This window comes from Kribbella flavida DSM 17836 (assembly GCF_000024345.1).
Lineage (GTDB): Bacteria > Actinomycetota > Actinomycetes > Propionibacteriales > Kribbellaceae > Kribbella > Kribbella flavida.
The window spans coordinates 6,284,449-6,306,753 of the sequence record NC_013729.1 but is presented as its reverse complement, the minus strand read 5'-3'; the positions used below and the strand labels follow the sequence as shown (position 1 = coordinate 6,306,753).

Annotated in this window: 22 protein-coding genes; 16 read left to right on the top strand and 6 right to left on the bottom strand. The window is 71.7% G+C overall.

Features of this window, described 5'->3' with window-relative positions:
- Window positions 1-126 precede the first annotated feature (126 nt).
- The 10 genes from pabB to KFLA_RS29080 all read left to right on the top strand — a co-directional run bounded on the left by pabB (window position 127) and on the right by KFLA_RS29080 (window position 8,244).
- Window positions 127-1,485, top strand: a complete 1,359-nt coding sequence (gene pabB, locus KFLA_RS29125; RefSeq protein ID WP_012923427.1) for an aminodeoxychorismate synthase component I — start codon at window positions 127-129, stop codon at window positions 1,483-1,485.
- The gene (locus tag KFLA_RS29120; protein ID WP_012923426.1) at window positions 1,482-2,252 is read left to right on the top strand and encodes an aminotransferase class IV; all 771 of its coding nucleotides are present in this window, start codon (window positions 1,482-1,484) and stop codon (window positions 2,250-2,252) included. The genes pabB and KFLA_RS29120 overlap by 4 nt, the downstream gene beginning before the upstream one ends.
- 122 nt (window positions 2,253-2,374) lie before the next feature.
- Window positions 2,375-3,289, top strand: coding sequence for an SPFH domain-containing protein (locus KFLA_RS29115; RefSeq protein ID WP_012923425.1), 915 nt, complete (start codon window positions 2,375-2,377; stop codon window positions 3,287-3,289).
- A 9-nt stretch (window positions 3,290-3,298) separates the two neighbouring features.
- Window positions 3,299-3,502, top strand: coding sequence for a type II toxin-antitoxin system antitoxin (locus KFLA_RS29110; RefSeq protein ID WP_012923424.1), 204 nt, complete (start codon window positions 3,299-3,301; stop codon window positions 3,500-3,502).
- Window positions 3,499-4,329: a GOLPH3/VPS74 family protein gene (locus KFLA_RS29105; RefSeq protein WP_012923423.1), complete on the top strand. Its 831-nt coding sequence runs from the start codon at window positions 3,499-3,501 to the stop codon at window positions 4,327-4,329. Before KFLA_RS29110 ends, KFLA_RS29105 begins: the two co-directional genes overlap by 4 nt.
- Before the next feature lie 115 nt (window positions 4,330-4,444).
- The gene (locus tag KFLA_RS29100; RefSeq protein WP_012923422.1) at window positions 4,445-4,801 is read left to right on the top strand and encodes a GntR family transcriptional regulator; all 357 of its coding nucleotides are present in this window, start codon (window positions 4,445-4,447) and stop codon (window positions 4,799-4,801) included.
- Window positions 4,798-5,712, top strand: coding sequence for an ATP-binding cassette domain-containing protein (locus tag KFLA_RS29095; protein WP_012923421.1), 915 nt, complete (start codon window positions 4,798-4,800; stop codon window positions 5,710-5,712). Before KFLA_RS29100 ends, KFLA_RS29095 begins: the two co-directional genes overlap by 4 nt.
- A complete protein-coding gene (locus tag KFLA_RS29090; protein ID WP_012923420.1) occupies window positions 5,709-6,476 on the top strand; it encodes a hypothetical protein in 768 nt (255 codons plus the stop codon). Before KFLA_RS29095 ends, KFLA_RS29090 begins: the two co-directional genes overlap by 4 nt.
- Window positions 6,477-6,529: 53 nt before the next feature.
- Entirely contained in the window at window positions 6,530-7,519 is a 990-nt protein-coding gene (locus KFLA_RS29085; protein WP_012923419.1) for an ABC transporter ATP-binding protein, read from the top strand.
- A complete protein-coding gene (locus KFLA_RS29080; protein ID WP_012923418.1) occupies window positions 7,516-8,244 on the top strand; it encodes an ABC transporter permease in 729 nt (242 codons plus the stop codon). Before KFLA_RS29085 ends, KFLA_RS29080 begins: the two co-directional genes overlap by 4 nt.
- 456 nt (window positions 8,245-8,700) lie before the next feature.
- Here the strand turns inward: KFLA_RS29080 and KFLA_RS29075 are convergent, their stop codons facing one another.
- The 4 genes from KFLA_RS29075 to KFLA_RS29060 form a co-directional block, all read right to left on the bottom strand.
- Window positions 8,701-11,460, bottom strand: coding sequence for a glucosidase family protein (locus tag KFLA_RS29075; protein ID WP_012923417.1), 2,760 nt, complete (start codon window positions 11,458-11,460; stop codon window positions 8,701-8,703).
- 41 nt (window positions 11,461-11,501) lie between these two features.
- Window positions 11,502-12,524, bottom strand: coding sequence for a LacI family DNA-binding transcriptional regulator (locus tag KFLA_RS29070; protein WP_012923416.1), 1,023 nt, complete (start codon window positions 12,522-12,524; stop codon window positions 11,502-11,504).
- Window positions 12,525-12,700: 176 nt separating this feature from the next.
- Entirely contained in the window at window positions 12,701-13,498 is a 798-nt protein-coding gene (locus KFLA_RS29065; RefSeq protein WP_012923415.1) for an LLM class flavin-dependent oxidoreductase, read from the bottom strand.
- A gap of 122 nt (window positions 13,499-13,620) precedes the next feature.
- A complete protein-coding gene (locus KFLA_RS29060) occupies window positions 13,621-14,361 on the bottom strand; it encodes an SDR family oxidoreductase (RefSeq protein WP_012923414.1) in 741 nt (246 codons plus the stop codon).
- Between the two features lie 167 nt (window positions 14,362-14,528).
- Here KFLA_RS29060 and KFLA_RS29055 point away from each other — a divergent pair, with 167 nt between their 5' ends.
- The 4 genes from KFLA_RS29055 to KFLA_RS29040 all read left to right on the top strand — a co-directional run bounded on the left by KFLA_RS29055 (window position 14,529) and on the right by KFLA_RS29040 (window position 17,737).
- Window positions 14,529-16,001 (top strand): DNA-3-methyladenine glycosylase 2, encoded by a 1,473-nt coding sequence (locus KFLA_RS29055; RefSeq protein ID WP_012923413.1) that lies wholly within the window; start codon window positions 14,529-14,531, stop codon window positions 15,999-16,001.
- A 1-nt stretch (window position 16,002) separates the two neighbouring features.
- Window positions 16,003-16,563 (top strand): GNAT family N-acetyltransferase, encoded by a 561-nt coding sequence (locus tag KFLA_RS29050; protein ID WP_012923412.1) that lies wholly within the window; start codon window positions 16,003-16,005, stop codon window positions 16,561-16,563.
- Window position 16,564: 1 nt separating this feature from the next.
- Window positions 16,565-17,050 carry a methylated-DNA--[protein]-cysteine S-methyltransferase gene (locus KFLA_RS29045; protein ID WP_012923411.1) on the top strand — a complete coding sequence of 162 codons (486 nt, stop codon included), beginning with the start codon at window positions 16,565-16,567 and terminating at the stop codon, window positions 17,048-17,050.
- Between the two features lie 78 nt (window positions 17,051-17,128).
- Window positions 17,129-17,737 (top strand): YdeI/OmpD-associated family protein, encoded by a 609-nt coding sequence (locus tag KFLA_RS29040; protein ID WP_012923410.1) that lies wholly within the window; start codon window positions 17,129-17,131, stop codon window positions 17,735-17,737.
- A gap of 93 nt (window positions 17,738-17,830) precedes the next feature.
- Here KFLA_RS29040 and KFLA_RS29035 read toward each other — a convergent pair whose 3' ends face one another.
- Together KFLA_RS29035 and KFLA_RS29030 are read right to left on the bottom strand one after the other, a co-directional pair.
- Window positions 17,831-19,048 (bottom strand): cation:proton antiporter, encoded by a 1,218-nt coding sequence (locus KFLA_RS29035; RefSeq protein WP_148256766.1) that lies wholly within the window; start codon window positions 19,046-19,048, stop codon window positions 17,831-17,833.
- Window positions 19,049-19,058: 10 nt separating this feature from the next.
- Window positions 19,059-19,541 carry a cation:proton antiporter regulatory subunit gene (locus KFLA_RS29030; protein ID WP_012923408.1) on the bottom strand — a complete coding sequence of 161 codons (483 nt, stop codon included), beginning with the start codon at window positions 19,539-19,541 and terminating at the stop codon, window positions 19,059-19,061.
- A 141-nt stretch (window positions 19,542-19,682) separates the two neighbouring features.
- Between KFLA_RS29030 and KFLA_RS29025 the strand changes: the two genes are divergently transcribed.
- Together KFLA_RS29025 and KFLA_RS29020 are read left to right on the top strand one after the other, a co-directional pair.
- Window positions 19,683-20,228: a PadR family transcriptional regulator gene (locus KFLA_RS29025; protein ID WP_012923407.1), complete on the top strand. Its 546-nt coding sequence runs from the start codon at window positions 19,683-19,685 to the stop codon at window positions 20,226-20,228.
- A complete protein-coding gene (locus KFLA_RS29020) occupies window positions 20,225-22,246 on the top strand; it encodes an NADPH-dependent 2,4-dienoyl-CoA reductase (protein ID WP_012923406.1) in 2,022 nt (673 codons plus the stop codon). The genes KFLA_RS29025 and KFLA_RS29020 overlap by 4 nt, the downstream gene beginning before the upstream one ends.
- Window positions 22,247-22,305 lie beyond the last annotated feature (59 nt).

Below are 22,305 nucleotides of genomic sequence, written 5' to 3'. Positions count from 1 at the left end.
AGTCGGCGCGGTGTTCCGGCAGGGGTGGCGGCGGTGGGCCGTGGGACCGGCGGGCGGGCGGGGTGGATCGGCGGGCCGGGATGAGATCGGCGGCGGGGTGAGCGGGCCAGTGGGTACCGTTCTGCTGTGCCCGCACTGACCTGGTCCGTTCGCTCGGTCGACCACGCGGCCGACGGCGAGGCGGTCTACCGCGAGCTGTTCGCGGCCGAGCCGGTCGCCTTCTGGCTCGACGGTGGCCTGACCGACCGCAGCGCCCGCCGGATCTCGGTGCTCGGCACCAGCGCCGGCCCGGACGCCGAGGTCCTGGTCCGCGACGTCACCGACGGGGACGTGTTCACCGAGCTCCAGGAGCTGCTCGCCGCCCGCCGCACCGACGTACCGGCGGAGCTGGCCGACGTCTTCAGCGGCGGCTACGTCGGCTACTTCGGCTACGAGCTGAAGGCGCTCACCGGGGGAGCAGCGGCGTACGAGGCCCCGACGCCGGACGCGCTGTGGATCTGGGCCAACCGCTTCGTCGTGATCGATCACGACCGCGGCCGCAGCCACCTCGTCGCCGTGCACGCCCCGGACGACCAGGAGGCGCTGGACTGGCTCGACCGCGCCGCAGCGGCAGCGACCTCCCGATGGATGGGCTGGGTCGATCCGCCCGCGATCTCGCTGCTGGACGTCGAGCAGCACCTGGAGCAGGACCGCGCGACGTACCTGGCCGGCATCGACGCCTGCCGGGTGGCGCTCGAGGCCGGCGACACCTACGAGGTCTGCCTGACGAACCGCGTCCGGCTGCCACCCGTGCCCGACCCGCTCGACTTCTACCTCTGGCAGCGCGCGACCAACCCCGCACCGTACGCCGCCTTCCTCCGGTACGGCGAGATCGCGGTGGCCAGCTCGTCGCCGGAGCGGTTCCTCGCCGTGGACGCCGACGGCTGGGCCGAGTGCCGCCCGATCAAAGGCACCGCGCCCCGCTCGGCCGACCCCGCCCAGGACCAGCTTGTCGCGAAGGCGCTGGCCGAGGACGAGAAGACGCGCGCCGAGAACCTGATGATCGTCGACCTGATCCGCAACGACCTCGGCCGGGTGAGCGAGCCGGGCAGCGTCCAGGTCCCGCAGCTGATGGTGGTGGAGAGCTACCAGACCATGCACCAGCTGGTCACGACGGTCCGCGGCAAGCTGCGGGCCGGCGTGGGCGCGGTCGCTGCGGTGCGGGCCTGCTTCCCGCCCGGCTCGATGACCGGGGCGCCGAAGATCCGCACGATGGAGCTGCTCGACGAGTTGGAGCCGAGCGCCCGCGGCGTGTACTCCGGTGTGCTCGGCTACCTGACCGTGGACGGCCGGGCCGACTTGAGCGTGGTGATCAGGACCGCCGTACTGACCCCGCGGGAGACCGTCGTCGGGGCCGGCGGCGCGATCGTGCTCGACTCCGAACCGGTCGCGGAGTACGACGAAATGGTGCTGAAGGCAACCGCAACGCTGGGAAGGTCCGGGTGAGATCCGTGCTCGTCGCCGATTCGTTCCTCGTCGTGAACGGCCGGGTGCGCGGCCTGGACCGGCACCGTGAGCGGTTCGTCTCGTCCTGCGCTGCCGCCGGTGAGCCGGACGCCGGGGCGTTCTGGGACGACCAGGTCGGCCGGCTGCCCGGCTTCGGTCGCTGGTTCCCCCGCTTCGAGCTCCACGAGACCGGGTCGGCTGCTGCCGTCGCCGCACCCCGGGACGAGGTCGGCCCTGCCCCGGGCGCAGCCGGCCGGCTGCGGCTGGCGGTGCAGTTGCGGCCGGCGCCGACGCCGGGCGGCCGAGTGCGGATCGCGGTGCACAGTGGCGCCGATCCGCGCACGCAGCCACGGATCAAGGGCCCGGACCTCGATGCGCTCGGCGCGTTGAAGGCCGAGGCGGCCGCCGAGTGCGGCGCCGACGAGGTGCTGCTGATGGATGCCGACGGCATCGCGGTCGAAGCGGCGTACTCGGCGCTGGCCTGGTGGGAGGACGGCGTGCTCTGCTTCCCGCCGGCCGACCGCGACTTCCTGCCGTCGGTGACCGCCGCGCTGGTCCGCGACCTGGCCGCGACCCGGGGCGTGCAGACCACCGAACGCGCCCGCCGCCCGGAGGAACTGGCCGAGGCCGACGAGGTCTGGCTGCTCAACGCCCTGCACGGCATCCGCCCGGTGCACGCCTGGCACGACGGCCCGATCGACCCACTGCCCGGCTCGCAGTCCACCGAGTGGCAGCAGGCCCTGACCGCCCTGGCCTGCCCGGTCTGACCGCCGTGCTCGGCCGGTCCAGCTGAGCTCGCGAGGCACCGACGGCGGCCGGAGGATTGCCGCTTCCAAAAACTGATATCACTATGCTACCTTCGGGATATAGACCTGCGAAGGAGTGGACGATGACGACCGATGTCGACGTGATGGTGGAGATGCCCAAGCCGAAGGTGACCGAGCGGCCTGCCCGGGATCTGAACGGGTGGCCCGTGCTGGGGCTGTCGGTGCTGCTGCTGGTGGCCGCCGTGGTGCTGTTCGGTCTCGCGATCTCCCGCGAGCAGGCGACGCTCGGAGTGGCCGCGGCCGCGCTGCTGGTGGCCGCCCTGGTCCTGGCGGCCGGCCTCACGGCGGTGTCGCCGGGCCGGGCCCGGGTGCTGCAGATCCTCGGCCGGTACGCCGGGACGATCCGCACCGACGGCCTGCGCTGGGTGAACCCGATCTCGGTCCGGCAGCCGATCTCGACCCGGATCCGCAACCACGAGACCGCGGTCGCCAAGGTGAACGATGCCGACGGCAACCCGATCGAGATCGCCGCGGTGGTGGTCTGGCAGGTCGAGGACACCGCGCAGGCGACCTTCGAGGTGGACGACTTCGTCGAGTTCGTCGCGATCCAGACCGAGACCGCGGTCCGGCACATCGCGAACTCCTACCCCTACGACGTGCACACCGAGGACGGCGGCCTGTCGCTGCGGGACAGCACCGACGAGATCACCGAGACGTTGTCGGCCGAGATCGGGGTCCGGGTCCAGGCCGCCGGGGTGCACGTGATCGAGTCCCGGATCACCCACCTGGCCTACGCGCCGGAGATCGCCCAGGCGATGCTGCGCCGCCAGCAGGCGGGTGCGGTGGTGGCCGCCCGGCAGCGCATCGTCGAAGGTGCCGTCGGCATGGTCGAGCTGGCGCTGGACCGGCTGTCCGAGCACGACGTGGTCGAGCTGGACGAGGAGCGCAAGGCGGCGATGGTGAGCAACCTGCTGGTGGTGCTGTGCGGCGACCGAGACGCGCAGCCGGTCGTGAACACCGGCTCGCTGTACCAGTAAGGCCGGCCGGTGGCCACCGAGCGCAAGAAGATCCTGCTCCGGCTGGATCCCGCGGTGCACGACGCGCTGGCTCGTTGGGCGGCCGACGACCTGCGCAGCACCAACGCCCAGATCGAGTTCCTGCTCCGCCGAGCCCTCGCCGACGCCGGCCGGTTGCCCGGTGACGTCGGCACCATGCGCCGCCCCGGCCGTCCCCGCAAGGAGGACTCATGAACGCCCGTCTCGAACGCCGCGCCGACCCCACGAAGTCCGGCGGTTCCCACTCCGAGCAGTCCCCGGCCGGGAGTGCCGGCCGCACCCGGCCGGCGCGGCCCCGCTCCGGCGAGCGCGCACCAGGCCCGGCCGAACGGCCGCGAGCAGTTGGTCACGGCAGAAGTGCGCTGCCCGACGGGCTCGCGGCCCGGCTCTACCTGCTGGCTCTGGATCCCGCGACCGGCAAGCTCGCGAGCCGCAGCAAGCTCGGGCTGATGCTCCGGGCGGCGACGCTCGTCGATCTCCAGCTCGCCGGTCGCCTGGCCGACGAGGAGGGCCGGGTCGTGCTCGCGACGCCGAGGCCGGGCGGCGCTTCCTCCGCTCAGGCGCACCTCCACCTCAGCCCGGTGAGTGAACGCATGCTGGCCGAGATCGAAGCCGCCGGGCGGAAGCGGTGGCGGTACTGGGTGGAGCGTCACCAGCGGGCCGCTGTCGGCGCGGTGCGGGACGAGTTGGTGAAGGCCCGGCTGATCGACGTCGAGCGGTACCGGCGGTTCGGGGTGCTGCCGGCTGAGCGCCTCACGCTTCGGCAGCCGCTCGTCCGCCGGCACCTGCTGCACGCCGCCCTCGACACGCTGCGCCCTGCCCGGCTTGTCACCCGGGTCGATCTGCGCGACGCGACGCTCGCCGTACTGGCCGCGGCGGGCGATCTGCGGCTGGTGCTGCCCAAGGAGCAGCGCAAGCGGCACAAGGAGAGGCTCGCTCAGCTGGCTGTCCGGGTGGGGCCGGTCGCGCCGGCTCTGCGCAAGGCGCTCCAGAAGCAGGCAGGAGCCGCAGCGGGCGGCTAGGGCCGGCACTTGACGGTGGTGACCCCGGAGCTGCTACGGTTCGTTGGTCAAGTAATGAACCTACGAACCCCCGCAACGCACCAGCGAGCCGGCCCGAGACCAGGAGGGAACCACGGTGTTCGACGATCGCAGCCCGATCTACCTCCAGATCGCGGACCAGATCAAGAACGACATCGTCTCGGGTGCCCTCGCCGAGGACGAACAGGTCATGTCGACGAACCAGTACGCGGCGTTCTACCGGATCAACCCCGCCACCGCGGCCAAGGGTTTCGCCCAGCTGGTCGACGAGGGCGTGCTCTACAAGAAGCGCGGGATCGGCATGTTCGTCAGCCCGAACGCCCGCGAACTGCTGCGCAGCGGCCGGCGTGCGTCGTTCTTCGCCGAGGTGGTCGACCCGATGATCGCCGAGGCGCGGGCGGTCGGTGTCCCGCTGCGGGAGATCGTCGAGCACATCCAGAAGGAGGAGCAGTGAGCGGCGGCCTGGCGGTACGGACCGAGAACGTCACCGTCCGGTTCGGCGGAGTCCCCGCCGTGGACGGGCTGGACCTGCGACTGGCCCCGGGCAAGATCCACGGCCTGCTCGGCCGGAACGGGTCCGGCAAGAGCACCCTGGCCGCCCTGCTGGCCGGGTTCCGCCGGCCGGACGAGGGCCGGGTGCTGATCGAGGGCGGCGACCTGGGCGCGGCGCGTTCGCCGTACGAGGACGCGGTGGTGACCAGCCGGATCTGCCTGATCCGGGAGTCGGGCGACCTGTACGACCAGGCGCCGGTCAAGCGCATCCTGGACTACGCCGCGAGTCTGCGGCCGTACTGGGACCACGACCTGGCCGGTGAGCTGCTGGACAAGTTCGAGGTGCCCGTCGGCAAGCGGGTGCAGAAGTTGTCCCGGGGCAAGCGGTCCGCGCTCGGCGTCGTGCTCGGCATGGCCAGCCGGGCGCCGCTGACCATCTTCGACGAGAGCTACCTGGGCATGGACGTGCCGTCCCGGGAGCTGTTCTACGACGCCCTGCTGGCCGACTACGCCGAGGTGCCGCGGACGATCCTGCTGTCGACCCACCTGGTCAGCGAGGTCAGCGCGCTGCTGGAGGAGGTCGTCATTCTCGACCGTGGGCGGCTTGTCACCCAGGCGCCGGTCGACACCTTGCGCGGCCGCGGCGCGTCGCTGGCCGGCCCGGCGGCTGCCGTGGACGAGCTCACCAGCGGCCTCGCCGTCCTGGCCGCGCAGCGGCTCGGTGGCACCAAGTCGGTCACCGTGCTGGGCGACCTGGACGACGCTCTGCTGGCCAAGGCCCGGTCCGCCGGGCTGGAGGTCGGACCGGTCGGCCTGCAGGACCTGTTCGTGCACCTGACCGCACCGGCCTTGTCGAAGGAGGGAAACCGATGACCGCGACCACCAGCCCGGCCGCCACCCTGCCGAACGGCGTCACCTCCGGACAGCGCCTGCGCCGGGTGCTGCAGGCCATGGTGATCGGGATGCGCCCGATGCTGGGCGGCTACTGGCTGATCATGGTGCTGTCGTTCCTGGGCATCGGCCTGATCATCCAGCTGGCCAGCGACGGCAACGACCACTCGATCTGGGACTACGGCACCCAGTCACCGAAGTACTTCTCGGTGGCGATCGGCGTCACGCTCGCCCCGGCGTTCTTCACGCTGATGGTCTCGCTCGGCATCACCCGCCGGATGTTCTCGCTGGGAGCGAGCATCTTCCTGGTCGGCGCCGCGGCCGGTACGGCGCTGCTCTGGGTGCTGGTCTACCAGGTCGAGCACCTGATCTACGCCTGGCAGGGCTGGACGCAGACCCTGGCCAATCCGCACCTGTTCACCGAGACCTCGCAGGTCGGGCTGATCTTCACCGAGTTCTTCCTGCTGGTCCTGTCGCACGAGGTCGCCGGCTGGCTGGTCGGCATCACCTTTCTCCGCTTCGGCGCCTGGAAAGGGCTCGCGCTGCTGCCGCTGACGGTGCTGCCGGCCGCCGCCGCGGAGCTTCTGCTGGTCGCGCAGTGGCTCGCCGAGGCGATCGCCAGCACCGGCTACCACCGGCCGTCGCTGGCGGTGGCCGTCCCGGGAGTGCTCGCCGTCAGCGCACTCGGGCTGTACTTCGGCTACCTGATGATCCGCCCGTTCGGAGTTCGGCCGACCAAGGGCTGATCCCCCCCACCCCGTCGTTCTTCACCTTCACCTGCACCGAGGAAGGCTGCGCCATGCCCGAAATCAGGCCCGAAAACAGGCCCGGAAACAGTCCCGGCACCCCACGCGACATAGGTCCGGCGCAGGACCTGGTCGTCGTTCGCAACCTCCGCAAGACCTACGGCGCCACCGTGGCGGTCGACGACGTGTCGCTGACGGTCCGGTCCGGCGAGATCTTCGGCATCCTCGGCCCGAACGGCGCCGGCAAGACCACCACGGTCGAGTCGATCGCCGGGCTGCGCGCCCCCGACAGCGGCACGGTCCGGGTCACCGGACTGGACCCGCGCAAGCGGCGGGCGGAGATCACCTCGCTGGTCGGTGTCCAGTTGCAGGCCAGCGAGCTGCCGGACAAGATCAAGGCCCGGGAGGCGCTGGAGCTGTACGCCTCCTTCTACCCGGCGCCGCGGGATCCCGGTGAGCTGCTGGAGCAGCTCGGTCTGGCCCAGGTGCAGAACACCGCGTTCGCGAAGCTCTCCGGCGGGCAGAAGCAGCGACTGTCGATCGCGCTCGCGCTGATCGGCAACCCGCGGATCGCGATTCTCGACGAGCTGACCACCGGCCTGGATCCGCAGGCCCGGCGGGACACCTGGGAGCTGGTCCGCGGTGTCCGCGACGCCGGCGTGACGATCCTGCTGGTCACCCACTTCATGGAGGAGGCTGAATACCTCTGCGACCGGATCGCCATCATCGACGGCGGCCGGGTGGTCGCCCTCGACACCCCTGCGGGGCTGATCGCGGCGGCCCGGTCGGAGCAGCGGATCAGCTTCCGGCTGCCCGGCCCGCTGACCGACCACAGCGTGCTCACCGCGCTGCCGGCGGTGCACGAGGTGACCGTCGAGAACGGCCGGTTCGTTGTCACCGGCAACGATGACCTGCTGGTCGCGGTGGTCACCGAGCTGGCCGCGCGCGGCCTGGCACCGCTCGACCTGCACACCGAACAGACGACGTTGGACGAGGCGTTCCTGACCCTGTCCGGACGGACCTCCGAAGGAGCGGACCGATGAGCCAGACCCTCACCCTGACCCGGATCGAGACCAAGCTGTTCGTCCGGGACTGGCCCGGGCTCTTCTTCGTCTTCGTGCTGCCGCTCGGCCTGCTGACGATCTTCTCGCTGATCGGCGGCGCCGACGACGGCTCGGACGGCATCCCGCCCAGCTTCCTGCCGACGATGGCGATCGGGATCGGCATCGGTCTGCTCGGGATGGCGACGCTGCCGATGATCCTGGCCGGCTACCGGGAGAAGGGAGTGCTGCGGCGGATGTCGACCACGCCGGTCCGGCCGGTCAAGCTGCTGATCGCGCAGCTGCTGCTGCACCTGGTCGCCGCGGCGCTCGTGATCGCGCTGATCCTCGCAGCCGGGGCGCTGTTGTTCGACGCCGACCTGCCCGGCTCGGTGCTGCCCTTCGGGCTCGCCGCGCTACTGTTCTCGATCGCGCAGCTGTCCATCGGCCTGCTGATCGCCGGACTGGTCTCGACCGCCAAGGCGGCCAGCATCGTCGGCAACATCCTGTTCTTCACGAGCATGTTCTTCGCCGGCGTCTGGACGCCCGGTGATCTCATGCCCGAGTCGATCCGCTGGCTGCGGGACGTCACCCCGCTCGGCGCGGGCATGACCAGCCTCCAGGACGCGTGGGCCGGCCACTGGCCAGGTTTCGAGCACGTGGTCGCCCTGGTGGCCGTCACCGTCGTCTGCGTGGCGGTGGCAGCGCGCTACTTCCGCTGGGAATGAGGGCCGGCCCGCCCAGGTGAGCGGGGTTATGCACAGGGCATGTGTATAACTGGAACGGTTTCTGTGGACGGGCACGCCTTCGCTGTGGACGACACGCGGTGGGTGGCGAATTGCCGGAAACAGCTGCCGGGAAAGGGTTGTGCGGGCCGCCGCCGCGGCGGTAGAAAGGGCGACACGTTGTTCCGTTCGGAGCAGCGGGTCGAGCGGAAACCGAGGCCCCTGTCGGTGGGGATCCCCACCGAGGTAGACCGGTGACGGGGTCTGCCGGACCCTACGGACCCGTCTCGGGAAGCTGGAGACGTCACTTTCCTTCAGCTCTGCGGGGCCCCTCCGGCTCATACTCGGAGGGGCCCCGCTTCACATTTCCCGATCTTTCCCTTTCCGGAATTTTCCACCGGGCGCGACAGCCGGTGCCGGCGGGACCCTTCCCACCGGCACCGGCTGCTGTCCACGTGGTCAGCGCAAGGTGATCCGCAAGCTGCTCGACGATCCGCGCGCGGCGACCCGGACCTCGGTCCCCCGACTGGTCGGCACCACCTGGTACGCCGTCCGCCGGCCGTTCAGGGAGACCGCGGCGACCTCTGCACCGGCGGGCAGTACGGCCCCAGCGGTGACGGTTGCCTGCAGGCCGTGGACTCGAACGTCGGTCCGCAACTCCTTGCCTGCCAGGCGTGCAGCCACGTCGACGGCGCCGCGTCCCAGCCGGATGTTGCTTCCAGCAATCTTCTGCTGGCCCTCCGGCAGCTGCGGGACGACGGCCAGCCTGCGGTGCCCCAGCTCAGGGTCGACACCGAGCTGCTGGTGCACGACCGGCCAGAGCACGCCGTACGCGCCCCAGGCCTGGAGTGACATCGAGCGATCGGTGAACGGCCGGTCGATGTTCGCCGGTGCGTCCGGCGACGGCGCGATCTCGGGCATCGCGCCGGGCGTCTCCCAGACCCGCGGGTCGAGCTGGATCCGGGCGTTGCCGGTGGTGTAGACCTGCTGCTGGTCCCGGCCGAGCCGACCGAAGTTGCCCTCGGCCACTGCCATGATCGAGGTGTTCAGCGAGAAGATCGCCCGCTCGCTCTTCACCGCCGACACGACGGTGTCGCAGGCCGGACCGGGGTTACCGGCCGGGTCGGCGGTCGGGCCCGTGCCGGTGTGGAAGAGGCCGAACTGCCCTGTGTAACAAGGCTTCTCGCGCTGGTCGAGCGCGATCGCGGCGTGCTCGGCGGAGGCCAGCGGTGCGTCCGGCCGGCCGGGCCGTACGAGCACCGCCTCCATCGGGGTGACGCCGGTCCAGTGCCGCTGGAAGATCGGCCGGTTGTCGTTCGCGGGATCGGCCGGGTCGTCGATCGAGTCGGCGTAGCCGAACGCCTTGGCGACCCACCACTGGGTCTCGAACCGCTTCTCCAGATCCGCGGCCTTGGTGGTCGCCCACTGCTGGGTCGCCCGGTCGCGCTTCGACGCGGCCAGGTCGGCGAGGTCGCGCAGACCGCGCGCCAGGTACACCGTGCTGTCCAGCTTCTCGGCGCCCATGCCGCTGCGCTCGACGTTCGCCAGGCCCTCGAGCCAGCCGTCGTTGTCCTTGTCCAGCGCGCGGTAGACATAGCGCAGGTTGCGCACACTGAAGTCGTACAGCTCGTCGCGGAACCGGTCGTCGCCGGTCCACCGCCACAGCAGCGCCACGGTGCTCGGGAACTTGACCGTCTCGTCGGTGTTGCCCGCGCTCCGGTTCGAGCCGAAGTAGACGTCACCGGTCGGCATGACTTCGTGCGCGACCTTGCCGCTGCGGTCGTTCAAGAGGTCGCTGATCTGCTGCAGTGAGCGCAGGTGCTGCTTCGCCGTGGCGAACTGGCCGGCCGCGACCGCGGCGTACGCGGTGTACTCGCCGTCGGTGGCGAACAGCCACGGATAGTCGGGGAAGCCGGCGCCGAACCAGCGGGCGCTGCCGACCGTGCCCACCGGCGCGGGATAGTCCTTGCCCTCGTTGACGTCGCGGATCCGCAGGTCGCGGGCCTCTTGCACGGAGTCGGCGAGATTCTGCTTGCTCCACTCGACGCTCTGCTGCAGCAATCGGTCGCCCGGCAGGTCGACTGCGGACCGGGCGGCGAGGCCGGCGCGATCCCGCAACTTTGCCTTGAGCAACTTCTCCGGGGCGCTGATCGCCCTGCGGTACTCCCGGGTGGCGTCCGCAGCGCCCCGGTCGGAGCCGGCCACGGCGAACCAGAGGGTCAGCGTCCGGTGGGCCTTCAGCGCGACGGTGTAGGTGAGACGGCCGCCGGTGCCCTTGCCGAACGCCGAGTCGTCGCACCGCGGGGGCGGCGTACCGTCGGCCGGGCAGACGACGGCCGGGTCCTGCGGGCCGCGGTGGTTCGGGCCGAGAGCGTGCGCCGTCGGCCGCAGGGACGATCCGACGAAGGCGGTGTAGTCGTGCGGCGCGGCGTTCGGGATCGGGGAGGTGCCGCGGTCGCGGAAGCGCAGCGCGCCAGCGGCGTACGAGCCGGTGTCGGGCAGGTTGGTCTGGCCGGCGTTGGGCGTGGTGCCACCCCACGGGTACGCCGGCATCAGCTCGGAGTGTGCGTCGACGTCGAGCTTGACGGTGGTCGACTTCGGCGACGTCAGAGTCAGACCGACGACCGTGGCGCGCACGCCGTCGGGGACGAAGTCGGTGCGCTGCACGTCGAGGGATCCGGCGTAGTCGATGCGCTGGTAGCCGTAGCCGCTGGTGTACTTCGCGGCGTGCACGTCCTTGCCGAGCCAGGCGCCGTTCACGCCGAACCACAGACCGTCGAGCAGCTTGATCGGCTGGGACCAGAACCCGCCCATCTCGCCGCGGGTGTGCCAGCCGGTCGCCGGGTAGCGGCCGGTCGCGTCGCCCATCGCGTAGGCCCGGTCGCCGACCACGAGCGAGCGGCGGTCCTCGAGCCGGGTCGTCTCGGAGAGCTCGGCCAGTACGCCGGAGGTGCGGGCGGCCTGGTGTGTGGGGGAGCGGGGCGCTGTCGTGGCGGCAGATTCCGAGCCGCGGGTGGCGGCGTCGGGGTGAGCGGTGCTTGTGCCGATGGTGCCGGGCGGGGCGGTACCAGGGCGTGGGCTCGGGGTGGCCGGGCCGGCGGTGGCGGTCGTCGACACGGCCGCCAGGAGGGTGGCGACGACCAGGGCGGTGGCGGCGGAGCGTCGGTGGCGGTGGCCGGGCGGTCGTGGGGTGGGGCGTCCGACAGGGCGGAGTGTCATGACGGGGATACCTCCTTCTCGCGGCGCTCGCACGCGTCGCATCAGCCAGGGGCTGAGCTGCCCCTGATCACCAGTTCCGGTTGCAGCAGTCGGTCGGCCGGCGCGGCTGGCTCGGCGCCGTCGCCGGGGGTGGCGGTGAGGATGGCGATCAGCGCGGTGGCGATCCGGTCCATCGGTTGCCGCAGTGAGGTGAGTGCGGGGGAGACCACCGAGGCGAGCGGTGAGTCGTCGAAGCCGGTCAGCCCGACGTCGGTGCCGGCGGTCAGGCCGCGCCGGGCGAGCTCGCGCAGCGCGCCGAGCGCGAGAACGTCGCTCAGGGCAACGATCCCGTCCACCGGCTCGGTCGCGTCGAGCAGTTCGGCGGTCGCGTCGGCGCCGGCGTCGAGGGTGTCCTCCGGGCAGTGCACCGCCAGGCCGTCGGTGGGCAGGCCGAGCTGCTGGCAGGCCCGGCGCCAGCCGCTCAGCCGGTCCTCGGCCAGGCCGGAGGTGCGCGGCCAGCCGAGAAAACCGATCCGCCGCCGTCCGGTCTCGGCGAGGTGCCGCGTCGCCGTCGCGCAACCACTCGCGCCGTCGACGTCGACGTACGGGCCGGGCTGGGTGGTCTGCTGCCAGACCCGGCCGAAGGAGACGAACGGAATCCGCTGCTCCTTCAGCCAGCCGTGCCGCGGGTCGTGCGTCTCGGTCTGCGACAGCACGAACCCGTCCACCAGTCGGCGCGCGTGCAGGTCGTCGTACACCGGCATGCCGTCCAGGCCAGTCGGCGCGGTGAACAGCAGGATGTGCCGACCGGTGTTCTCGGCGGCGGTGCAGAGAGCGTGCAGAAACTGGTCCATCACCAAATGCGCCTGGCCGTCGGGCCAGCTGGGGACGCAGTAGCCGATCAGCTCGACCGCGCTGGTACGCAGGCTGCGGGCGTTACGATTCGGGCGGTAGTTGAGCAACTCGATCGACCGGGTGACCCGCTCCAGGGTGTCCGGCCGTAGCCGGTGCGGGGCGTTCAACGCGTTGGACACGGTCTGCACCGACACCTCGGCGTGCGCCGCGACCTGCTTGAGCGTGGCCATCACGACCCCCTCGGCGGACAGGGTGTTTGAACGATAAAACTCCCCGCAGTCTGACCCGGGGGATTTGTTGTGTCAACGGGTCGGTCCGGTTGTACTCCGCCCCCAGCGGGCTCCTCGCTCGCACGGTGCCTGCTCCACCACTCGAATGCGCGCCGCCGTGCTTGGTGGAGGCGTACTCAGTTGCGCGGTGGCCCACCGCGCACGACCGCCAGCGCGTCCTCGAACGGGCCCGGCGGGACCCACCGTCCCCACCACGTGGCGCCGGCGGCGGCGAACGCTGCCGGGTCGCCGCCGCTGACCTTGAGGGCGAAGGCTGCGTCGCCGCGTTCCGCACGCAGCGCCGCGACGTCCTCCGGGGTGATCGGTAGGGATGCGGTGGTGGGGCCTTTGTAGGCGCACGAGCCGTCCCACCGCAGGATCCGCCGGCGGACGGCTGGTACCAGCATGTTGCCGCCGACCCACACCGGGATGCGCGGCCGCTGCACCGGTCGTGCCGCCAACCGCACGCCGTCCAACTGGTAGTGCCGTCCGCTGTGGTGGACCGGTTCGCCTGTCCACAAAGCGTCGATGACCTCCAGGGCCTCGTCCAGCATCTCGGCCAGGACCCGCGGATCCGTTGCTTCGCCGACGTCGGCGAGGAACGGGTCGGTGGGATCGCCGATCCCCACCCCGAGAATCATCCGGCCGCCCGACAGGTGGTCCAGCGCGACCGCTTCGGCTGCCACCTTCCACGGGCGGCGCCTCGGGAGCGGGGTCACCGTGGTGCCCAGGTGGATGCGGCTGGTCGCGCAGGCCATCGCTGCCAAGCAGACCCAAGGGTCGTACGCCGCCGCGGACGCGTCGCCCTGGTAGATCAGGTAGTCCTCCAGGAACATCCCGTCCCAGCCGCACTGCTCAGCCACCCGGGCCAACTCCGCCAGGCCCCGCGGATCCCGCCCAGCCCCCACAGCCCCGAACGTCACCGAAAACTTCATCCCCTCAAGCTAGGGGCCGCCACCGACAACCTTGCACGCTCCTGCGCCAGCCGCCACCCCAAGGGTCGGCAGCCGTCGCGGGTCGACCCAGGGGGCGGGTCGACCCGCGACGGGGCGGCTCGTCAGGCGCTGTGGCCGCCGTCGATGGTCAGTTCCGTGCCGGTGACGTACGACGCGGTCGGGCCGGCGAGGTACACGACCGCGGCGGCGACCTCCTGCGGGGTGCCGAAGCGGTCGAGGGCCAGGTGGCTGAGCTGCGGCGCGGCGTACGGGCCGTCGGCCGGGTTCATCGCGGTGTCGGTCGGGCCGGGCTGTACGACGTTCGACGTGATGCCGCGCGGGCCGAGGTCGCGGGCGAGGCCCTTGCTCATCCCGACCAGGGCCGACTTGCTCAGCGCGTACAGGGTCATGCCGGGTCCGGCGTTGCGGTTCGCGATGCAGCTGCCGACGTGGATCATCCGCCCGCCGTCGGCCAGCCGCGACGCCGCTGCCCGCGCCGCGACGTACGCGCCGCGCACGTTCACCGTGATCACCCGGTCGACCTCGGCCAGCTCCACGTCGGTGATCATCCCGCTGGTGCCGACCCCGGCGTTGTTGACGAAGATGTCGAGGCCGCCGAGCTCGCCGGCCGCCCTCGCCACCGCGTCGTCCACCGCCGCGGAGTCCGCGGCATCCGCCCGGAGGGCGAACCCGCGCTGCCCGAGCGCCTCGATCTGCTTCACCACGGCGGCCGCGGCATCGTCCGCGCTCTGGTAGGTCAGCGCCACGTCCGCGCCGGCCTCGGCCAGCGCCACCGCGGTCGCCGCCCCGATGCCGCGGCTTCCACCGGTCACCAGCGCCAGCTTGCCTTCGAGAACCTTCATCGTCCTGCCTTTCGATCGGTAGGCTTCCAGTCCAGCGCCCCGCGCCGTCGGAAGCTGGCGGGAATCCGCCGCGGGATCCTGGCGTCGTTTTTCCGCCGACCGGCGTGTTCAGGTTGATGGCGCAAATCCGCTAGCGCCGGTCTGCGCGGGCGGCGATGCTGGAGCACATGTACGAATGTGTCGAGCGGTGCGTGCGCGCGGTCCAGTCGAAGGACGCCCGGTTCGACGGCTGGTTCTTCACCGCGGTGCTGACCACCCGGATCTACTGCCGGCCGAGCTGCCCGGTGGTTCCGCCGAAGGTCAAGAACATGCGGTTCTACCCGAGTGCCGCCGCGGCCCAGCAGGCCGGCTTCCGCGCCTGCAAGCGGTGCCGGCCGGATGCGAGCCCGGGATCGCCGGAGTGGAACGACCGGGCCGACCTGGTCGCCCGCGCGATGCGCCTGATCGCCGACGGCGTCGTCGATCGCGACGGCGTGCCTGGCCTGGCGACCCAGCTCGGCTACAGCGTGCGTCAGGTGCAGCGGCAGTTGCAGGCGGAGCTGGGCGCCGGCCCGCTGGCGCTGGCTCGGGCGCAGCGGGCGCAGACCGCCCGGGTGCTCATCGAAACCAGCGACCTGCAGATGGCCGACGTCGCCTTCGCCTCGGGCTTCTCCAGCGTCCGCACGTTCAACGAGACGGTCCAAGAGGTGTTCGCGCTCTCGCCGACCGAGCTGCGGGGCCGGGCGCACCGCGGCTCGCACCCGACAGCGCCGGGGACGATCTCGCTGCGGCTGCCGTTCCGCGCGCCGCTCACGCCGGACAACCTGTTCGGCCATCTGATCGCCACCGGTGTTCCCGGCGTCGAGGAGTGGCATGGCGGCGCGTACCGCCGGACGCTGCGACTGCCGCACGGCCACGGCGTCGTCTCGCTCCGCCCGACGCCCGACCACATCGCGTGTCAGCTGTCGCTGACCGACCAGCGCGACCTCGCGATCGCGATCAGCCGCTGCCGCCGGATGCTCGACCTGGACGCCGACCCGGTCGCCGTCGACGAGTTGCTGTCGGAGGACCCGGTGCTCGCTCCGCTGGTCGCGAAGGCGCCGGGCCGGCGCGTCCCACGGACCGTCGACGGCGCCGAGTTCGCCGTACGGGCGGTGCTCGGGCAGCAGGTGTCGACAGCCGCGGCGCGGACGCACGCGAGCCGGCTCGTCCAGGCGTACGGCGAACCGGTGGACGACCCGGCCGGTGGACTGACCCACCTCTTCCCGCGGATGGACGCGCTCGCCGGGCTGGACCCGGAGACGCTGGCCTTCCCGCAGTCCCGGCGGACGACGCTCACCACGCTGGTCGCGGCGCTCGCGGCGGGCGAGATCGACCTCGGTGCCGGCAGCGACTGGGACCGGGCCCGCGAGCAGCTCGCCGCGCTGCCCGGGGTCGGGCCGTGGACGGTCGAGTCGATCGCGATGCGAGCGCTCGGTGACCCGGACGCCTTCGTGGCCAGCGATCTCGGCATCCGCTACGCCGCCCGCGACCTCGGGTTGCCGACGGCACCGAAAGCGCTGATCGCGCACGCCCGGGCCTGGCGGCCGTGGCGGGCGTACGCCGTGCAGTACCTCTGGGCGACCGGAGAACACCCCATCAACCGGATTCCCGCGGAGTGAGATGACCGAGCTGACCACCGACCGGCTGCGCCTGCGCCGCTGGACCGACGCCGACCGGGAGCCGTTCGCGGCGCTGAACGCGGACCCGGCGGTGATGCAGCACTTCCCGGCGCCGCAGACCCGGGAGCAGAGCGATGCGCTGATCGACCGGACCACCGAGAGCTTCGACCGGCTCGGCTTCGGGCTGTGGGCGCTGGAGGTGCTGGAGACCGGGCGTTTCATCGGTTTCACCGGGCTGTCGGTGCCCCGCTTCGAGGCGCACTTCACCCCGGCGGTGGAGGTCGGCTGGCGGCTGGCGAAAGAGGCCTGGGGCAACGGGTACGCCACCGAGGCGGCGCACGCCGCGCTGGCGTACGGCTTCGGCCCGGCCGGGCTGGCCGAGATCGTCTCGTTCACCGCGACCACCAACGTCGCGTCCCAGCGAGTGATGTCACGGATCGGCATGACGCACGACGAGGCCGGCGACTTCGACCACCCCAGGATTCAGCCTGGCCACCGGTTGCAGCGGCACGTGCTCTACCGGATCACCCGCGCGCAGTGGGCCTCGACGAGGAAGGACTGACATGCCGTACGCCGTGATCGGCAGCCCGATCGGCGACCTCACCCTGGTCGGTTCCGACGAGGGTGAGCTGATGGGCATCTACATGGAGCAGCACCGTCACCGCCCGCCGATGGAGACCTTCGGGCCGCGCGACGACACGATCCTGCCCGAGGTGGTCCGGCAGCTGACCGAGTACTTCGACGGCACCCGGACCACCTTCGACGTGCCGCTCAAACTGGTCGGCACACCGTTCCAGCGCGAGGTGTGGACCGCGCTGACCGAGATCCCGTACGGCACCACCACGACGTATGGCGAACTGGCGGACGTGCTCGGCAAGACTGCCGCCGCCTCCCGCGCCGTCGGCCTGGCCAACGGCAAGAACCCGATCAGCATCATCGTGCCCTGCCACCGAGTGGTCGCCTCCACCGGCCACCTGACCGGCTACGCGGGTGGGTTGTCGCGCAAGCAGGCTCTGCTCAGCCTGGAGCGCGCGGACGCGCTGTTCTGAGATCGCTCGGATAAGTGCTCAGTGGGTGAGCACTTATCTGCGGCAGAGTGGTGGTCGACGGCGAGGAGAGGAACCGCGATGACCAGCACGGCGGCGGTGGCGAAGGCGGACATGACCGACGACCTGGCGGTGCAGGTCAGCAGCGTGCCCGAGTGGCGGGACTGGCTGGTCACCCACGGGCGGTCGGAGCGGTCGGTGTGGCTGGTGGTGCACCGCGGCCGCGAAGGCGTTGCCGCGGTCAACTACGTGGCGGCGGTCGAGCACGCGTTGTGCTTCGGCTGGGTGGACAGCAAGACGATCAAGCGCGACGACCGGACGACGTACCAGTGCTTCACGCCGCGGAACCCGCGCAGCACCTGGAGTCAGGTGAACCGCGACCGGGTCGGGCGGCTCACGGCCGCCGGGCTGATGGCGCCGGCGGGGCAAGAGGTCGTCGAGCACGCCAAGCGAACCGGGACCTGGGACTGCCTCGCGGAAGCGCAGAATCTGGTCGTTCCGGCCGACCTGCAGGCGCAGTTCGACCGGAACGACTCGGCGGCCGAGCACTTCCAGGCGTTCCCGCCGTCGTCCCGGCGGCGGATCCTGGAGTGGATCGCGCTGGCCAAGCGGCCGGAGACCCGGGCCCGCCGGATCCGGCAGACCGTCGAGCTCGCCGCCGTCAACCAGCGCGCCAACCACCCGCGCTGAACGCCCACCACTCACCAACCTGATCGCTCCACGGCGTGTTGCCCCCGCCACGCCGTGGAGGCCGCGGTTGGTGAGTGCTGCAGGTCCGCGACATCAGCTCGCCGTGTTCGCCGGGTCGTCCAGCCGCTCTTCGAGCGGACCGTCGGCCGGGGGAGGAACGGCGGCCGGCTTCTTGGCGGTGAGCTTGCGGGCGATCGGCTCGGTGTAGCGCGCCGCCAGCGGGCCCAGGATGACCAGGATCAGCACGTACGCCGTGGCCAGCGGGCCGAGGCGAGGTTCGACCCCGACGGCGAGCCCGGCGATCACGATCGAGAACTCGCCGCGAGCCACCAGCGTGCCGCCCGCCCGCCACCGGCCGGCCGGCTTGATGCCCGCCCGGCGAGCGGCGTACCAGCCGGTGAACACCTTCGTCAGCGCGGTCAGCACGGCCAGCGCGAGCGCGATGCCGAGCACCGGCGGGATCTCCCGCGGGTCGGTGCTCAGCCCGAAGAAGACGAAGAAGACCGCCGCGAACAGGTCCCGCAACGGGGTGAGCAGGCGGCGTGCGCCGTGTGCGACCTCGCCGGACAGCGCGATGCCGACCAGAAACGCCCCGACCGCGGCCGACACCTGCAACTGCTGGGCGACACCCGCGACCAGCAGCGTCAGGCCCAGGACGACGAGTAGCAGCATCTCGGGGTTGTCGGAGGAGACAGCCCGGCTGATCAGCCGGCCGTAGCGCAGCGCCACGAACAGCACGAGGCTGACCGTGCCGAGCGAGATCAGCAGCGTGACGCTGCCGCCGGCCAGCCCGACGCCGGCCAGCAGCGCGGTGAGGATCGGCAGGTAGACGGCCATCGAGAGGTCCTCGAGCACCAGGATGCCGAGCACCACGGGGGTCTCCCGGTTACCGAGCCGACCGAGGTCGCCGACCACCTTCGCGATCACGCCGGACGACGAGATCCAGGTGACGCCGCCGAGCGCCACCGCGGCGACCGGGCCCCAGCCGAGCAGCAGCGCGACCGCCGCGCCGGGCAGCGCGTTCAGCAGGAAGTCGACCACCCCGGACAGGTACTGCGTCTTCAGCGTGCCGACCAGGTCGGACGCGGTGTACTCCAGGCCGAGCAGCAACAGCAGCAGGATCACACCGATCTCGGCGCCGGTGGCAACGAACTCCTCGCTGGCGTCCAGCGGCAGCAGGCCGCCGTGCCCGAACGCGAGTCCGGCGAGCAGGTAGAGCGGGATCGGCGAGAAGCCGACCCGGCCGGCGATCCGGCCCAGGATGCCCAGCGCGAGCAGGACCGCGCCCAGCTCGATCAGCAACGAGGCCATGTGGTGCACGTCAGCCTCCCGAGATCAGGTCGGCGACGGCGTCCACGCCTTCGCGGGTGCCCACCACGACCAGGGTGTCCCCGGTCGCGAACCGGAAGTCCGGCTTCGGCGACGGGGTCGCGCCGGTCCGCCGCAGCACCGCCACGACGGACGCGCCGGTCCGGGTCCGGGCCTGGGTGTCGGCGAGCGTCCGGCCGGAGTACGGCGAGCCGCTGGTGACCGGGATCTGCTCGGTGACCAGGTCGATCTCCAGGTCGGTGCTCAACGGGTCGCCCGGTGTCGGCACCAGCAGCAGCGCGAGCGCGGCCGCCTCGGCGGGATCCAGCGGCACCGAGTTCTGGCAGTTGTCGTCGTCCTCGGGATCGTGGAAGCCCAGGAACCGCCGCCCGTCCTCGTGCACGACGACCGAGACGTGCCTGCCGCCCTCGGTAACCAGGTCGTACCGGGTGCCGATCCCGGGCAGTGCGGTCCGGGTCGGGTGAGCGTGGTCCATCGCAGGCCTCCGGCGTGAAGAGATAGTCGGCTCTTGCAACCATTCTCTCGTACTGCCGGCACCGGCCGCTGTGATCTACCCTGCAATCAGCTGCACTGCAACTGGTTGCATAAATACGGTGAGGGCCGGAGGTGGTCACGGATGGCGCTCGAGCATGCGCTGCTGGTCTCGCTCAGCGAGCGGGAGGGATCGGGCTACGAGCTGGCGCGCCGGTTCGACCGGTCGATCGGGTTCTTCTGGGCCGCCACGCACCAGCAGATCTACCGGGTGCTGCGGCGGATGGAGGAGGCCGGCTGGGTCACCCACACCGACGTCGCCCAGGAGGGCCGGCCGGACAAGAAGGTCTACCGGGTGGCGAAGGCCGGCGCGGCCGAGCTGACCCGCTGGCTCGCGGAGCCGATCGAGCCGACCATGCTGCGGGACGAGCTGGGCGTGAAGCTGCGCGGCGCGTCCCTCGGCGATCAGGCCGCGGTGTTGCGCGAGGTCGAGCGGCACCGGGCCGAGCATGCGGCCCGGCTGGAGGCGTACCGCGCGATCGAGTGCCGTGACTTCCCCAGGCCGGCCAAGCTGTCCGGCCGCGAACTGCACCAGTACCTCGTACTGCGCGGTGGTGTCCGGGCCGAGCAGTCCTTCACCGAGTGGTGCGACGAGGTCGTCCGGGCCCTGCGATCGGACGGTGCGCGATGAACGACTACCCGACCCTGCTGGCGCCGCTGGACCTGGGCCACCTCACCCTGCCGAACCGCGTGATCATGGGCTCGATGCACACCGGTCTCGAGGACCGGGCCAAGGATCTGCCCAAGCTCGCGGCGTACTTCGCCGAGCGGGCGCGCGGCGGCGTGGGCCTGATCGTCACCGGCGGCTACGCGCCGAACCGGACCGGCTGGCTGACGCCGTTCGGCTCGCGGCTGACCAGTCGGCGGCAGGCCAGGCGACACCGCGTCGTCACCGACGCCGTGCACGCCGAGGGCGGCCGGATCGCGCTGCAGATCCTGCACGCCGGCCGTTACGCGTACCACCCGCTCAGCGTCTCCGCGTCGGCGCTGAAGGCACCGATCAACCCGTTCCGGCCGCGGGCGCTGTCGGACCGTGGCGTGCGCCGCCAGCTCGACGCGTACGTCGAGTGCGCCGCGCTGGCTCGCGAGGCCGGCTACGACGGCGTCGAGATCATGGGCTCCGAGGGCTACTTCATCAACCAGTTCCTGGCCGAACGCACGAACCGGCGGACCGACCGCTGGGGCGGGACGCCGCAGAACCGCCGCCGGCTGGCCGTCGAGATCGTCCGGCGGACCCGGGAGCGGGTCGGGCCGGACTTCCTGATCCTCTACCGGCTGTCGATGGCGGATCTGGTCGACGGCGGCCAGACCTGGGCCGAGGTCGTTGCCCTGGGCCAGGAGATCGAGGCGGCCGGGGCGTCGATCATCACCACCGGGATCGGCTGGCACGAGGCGCGGGTGCCGACCATCGTCACCTCGGTCCCGCGGGCGGCGTTCACCTCGGTGACGGCCGCGTTCCGCCCGCACGTGGGCATTCCGGTGGTCACCTCGAACCGGATCAACCTGCCTCAGGTCGCCGAGGAGGTGCTGGCTCGCGGCGATGCCGACCTGGTCAGCCTGGCCCGGCCGTTCCTGGCCGATCCGGAGTGGGTGCTCAAGGCAACCACCGGCCGGGCCGACGAGATCAACGTGTGCATCGCGTGCAACCAGGCGTGCCTGGACCACGTGTTCGCGAAGCGCCTGGCCAGCTGCCTGGTCAATCCCCGCGCGGCCCGGGAGACGGAGCTGCGGTTGCTGCCGACCCGGCGTACGCAGCGGGTCGCGGTGGTCGGCGCCGGTCCGGCCGGGTTGTCCGCGGCGGTGACGGCGGCGCAGCGCGGGCACCGGGTCGAGCTGTTCGAGGCCGACGACGAGATCGGTGGGCAGTTCGGGATCGCGCGGCGGATCCCCGGCAAGGAGGAGTTCGCCGAAACGATCCGGTACTACCGTCGCCGGCTGGAGCTGACCGGGGTCGAGGTGCGTCTCGGCCATCGTGCGACCGCGGCCGACCTGACCGGCTTCGACGAGGTGGTGGTCGCGACCGGTGTCGTACCGCGGATCCCGGCCATCCCCGGCATCGACCACCCCAAGGTCCTCTCGTACGCCGAACTGGTCCGCGGCGGTCGCCCGGCCGGCCGGCGCGTGGCGGTGATCGGCGCGGGCGGGATCGGCGTCGACGTGACGGAGTACCTCACCACCGGGGCGTCGCCGACGCTGGACCTCGCGGCGTGGCAGACGGAGTGGGGCGTCGGCGACCCGGTCGTGCATCGCGGCGGGCTGGTCGAACCGAAGCCCGAACCGCCGCAGCGCGAGGTGTTCCTGCTGCAGCGCAAGCCGGGCAAGATCGGCGCGGGCCTGGGCAAGACCACCGGCTGGGTGCACCGGGCCGCGCTGAAGAACAAGCAGGTGACGATGCTGCGCGGGGTGAACTACGAACGCATCGACGACGAGGGCCTGCACATCACCTTCGGGCCGAAGCGGGAGAAGGCGCGGCTGCTCGCAGTGGACCACGTGGTCGTCTGCGCGGGCCAGGAGTCGGTCAGCCACCTGGCCGAGGAACTGCGCGCACTCGGTCGGCCGGTCCACGTGATCGGCGGCGCCGAGGTTGCCGCCGAACTGGACGCCGAACGAGCAATAGAGCAAGGCACCCGCCTCGCCGCCGAGCTGTAGTCCGAAGGTCACTGACCGCGAAAGCTGACAGAGCAAGTTAGGTAAGGCTATCCTCTCGC

Excerpts from the sequence above, each read along its gene's own strand:
- KFLA_RS29115 (WP_012923425.1), top strand. The coding sequence starts at position 2,375 with ATGACGACCGATGTCGACGTGATGGTGGAGATGCCCAAGCCGAAGGTG.
- KFLA_RS29105 (WP_012923423.1), top strand. The coding sequence starts at position 3,499 with ATGAACGCCCGTCTCGAACGCCGCGCCGACCCCACGAAGTCCGGCGGT.
- KFLA_RS29090 (WP_012923420.1), top strand. The coding sequence starts at position 5,709 with ATGACCGCGACCACCAGCCCGGCCGCCACCCTGCCGAACGGCGTCACC.
- KFLA_RS29085 (WP_012923419.1), top strand. The coding sequence starts at position 6,530 with ATGCCCGAAATCAGGCCCGAAAACAGGCCCGGAAACAGTCCCGGCACC.
- KFLA_RS29080 (WP_012923418.1), top strand. The coding sequence starts at position 7,516 with ATGAGCCAGACCCTCACCCTGACCCGGATCGAGACCAAGCTGTTCGTC.
- KFLA_RS29075 (WP_012923417.1), bottom strand. The coding sequence starts at position 11,460 with ATGACACTCCGCCCTGTCGGACGCCCCACCCCACGACCGCCCGGCCAC.
- KFLA_RS29070 (WP_012923416.1), bottom strand. The coding sequence starts at position 12,524 with ATGGCCACGCTCAAGCAGGTCGCGGCGCACGCCGAGGTGTCGGTGCAG.
- KFLA_RS29065 (WP_012923415.1), bottom strand. The coding sequence starts at position 13,498 with ATGAAGTTTTCGGTGACGTTCGGGGCTGTGGGGGCTGGGCGGGATCCG.
- KFLA_RS29060 (WP_012923414.1), bottom strand. The coding sequence starts at position 14,361 with ATGAAGGTTCTCGAAGGCAAGCTGGCGCTGGTGACCGGTGGAAGCCGC.
- KFLA_RS29055 (WP_012923413.1), top strand. The coding sequence starts at position 14,529 with ATGTACGAATGTGTCGAGCGGTGCGTGCGCGCGGTCCAGTCGAAGGAC.
- KFLA_RS29050 (WP_012923412.1), top strand. The coding sequence starts at position 16,003 with ATGACCGAGCTGACCACCGACCGGCTGCGCCTGCGCCGCTGGACCGAC.
- KFLA_RS29045 (WP_012923411.1), top strand. The coding sequence starts at position 16,565 with ATGCCGTACGCCGTGATCGGCAGCCCGATCGGCGACCTCACCCTGGTC.
- KFLA_RS29040 (WP_012923410.1), top strand. The coding sequence starts at position 17,129 with ATGACCAGCACGGCGGCGGTGGCGAAGGCGGACATGACCGACGACCTG.
- KFLA_RS29035 (WP_148256766.1), bottom strand. The coding sequence starts at position 19,048 with ATGGCCTCGTTGCTGATCGAGCTGGGCGCGGTCCTGCTCGCGCTGGGC.
- KFLA_RS29030 (WP_012923408.1), bottom strand. The coding sequence starts at position 19,541 with ATGGACCACGCTCACCCGACCCGGACCGCACTGCCCGGGATCGGCACC.
- KFLA_RS29025 (WP_012923407.1), top strand. The coding sequence starts at position 19,683 with ATGGCGCTCGAGCATGCGCTGCTGGTCTCGCTCAGCGAGCGGGAGGGA.
- KFLA_RS29020 (WP_012923406.1), top strand. The coding sequence starts at position 20,225 with ATGAACGACTACCCGACCCTGCTGGCGCCGCTGGACCTGGGCCACCTC.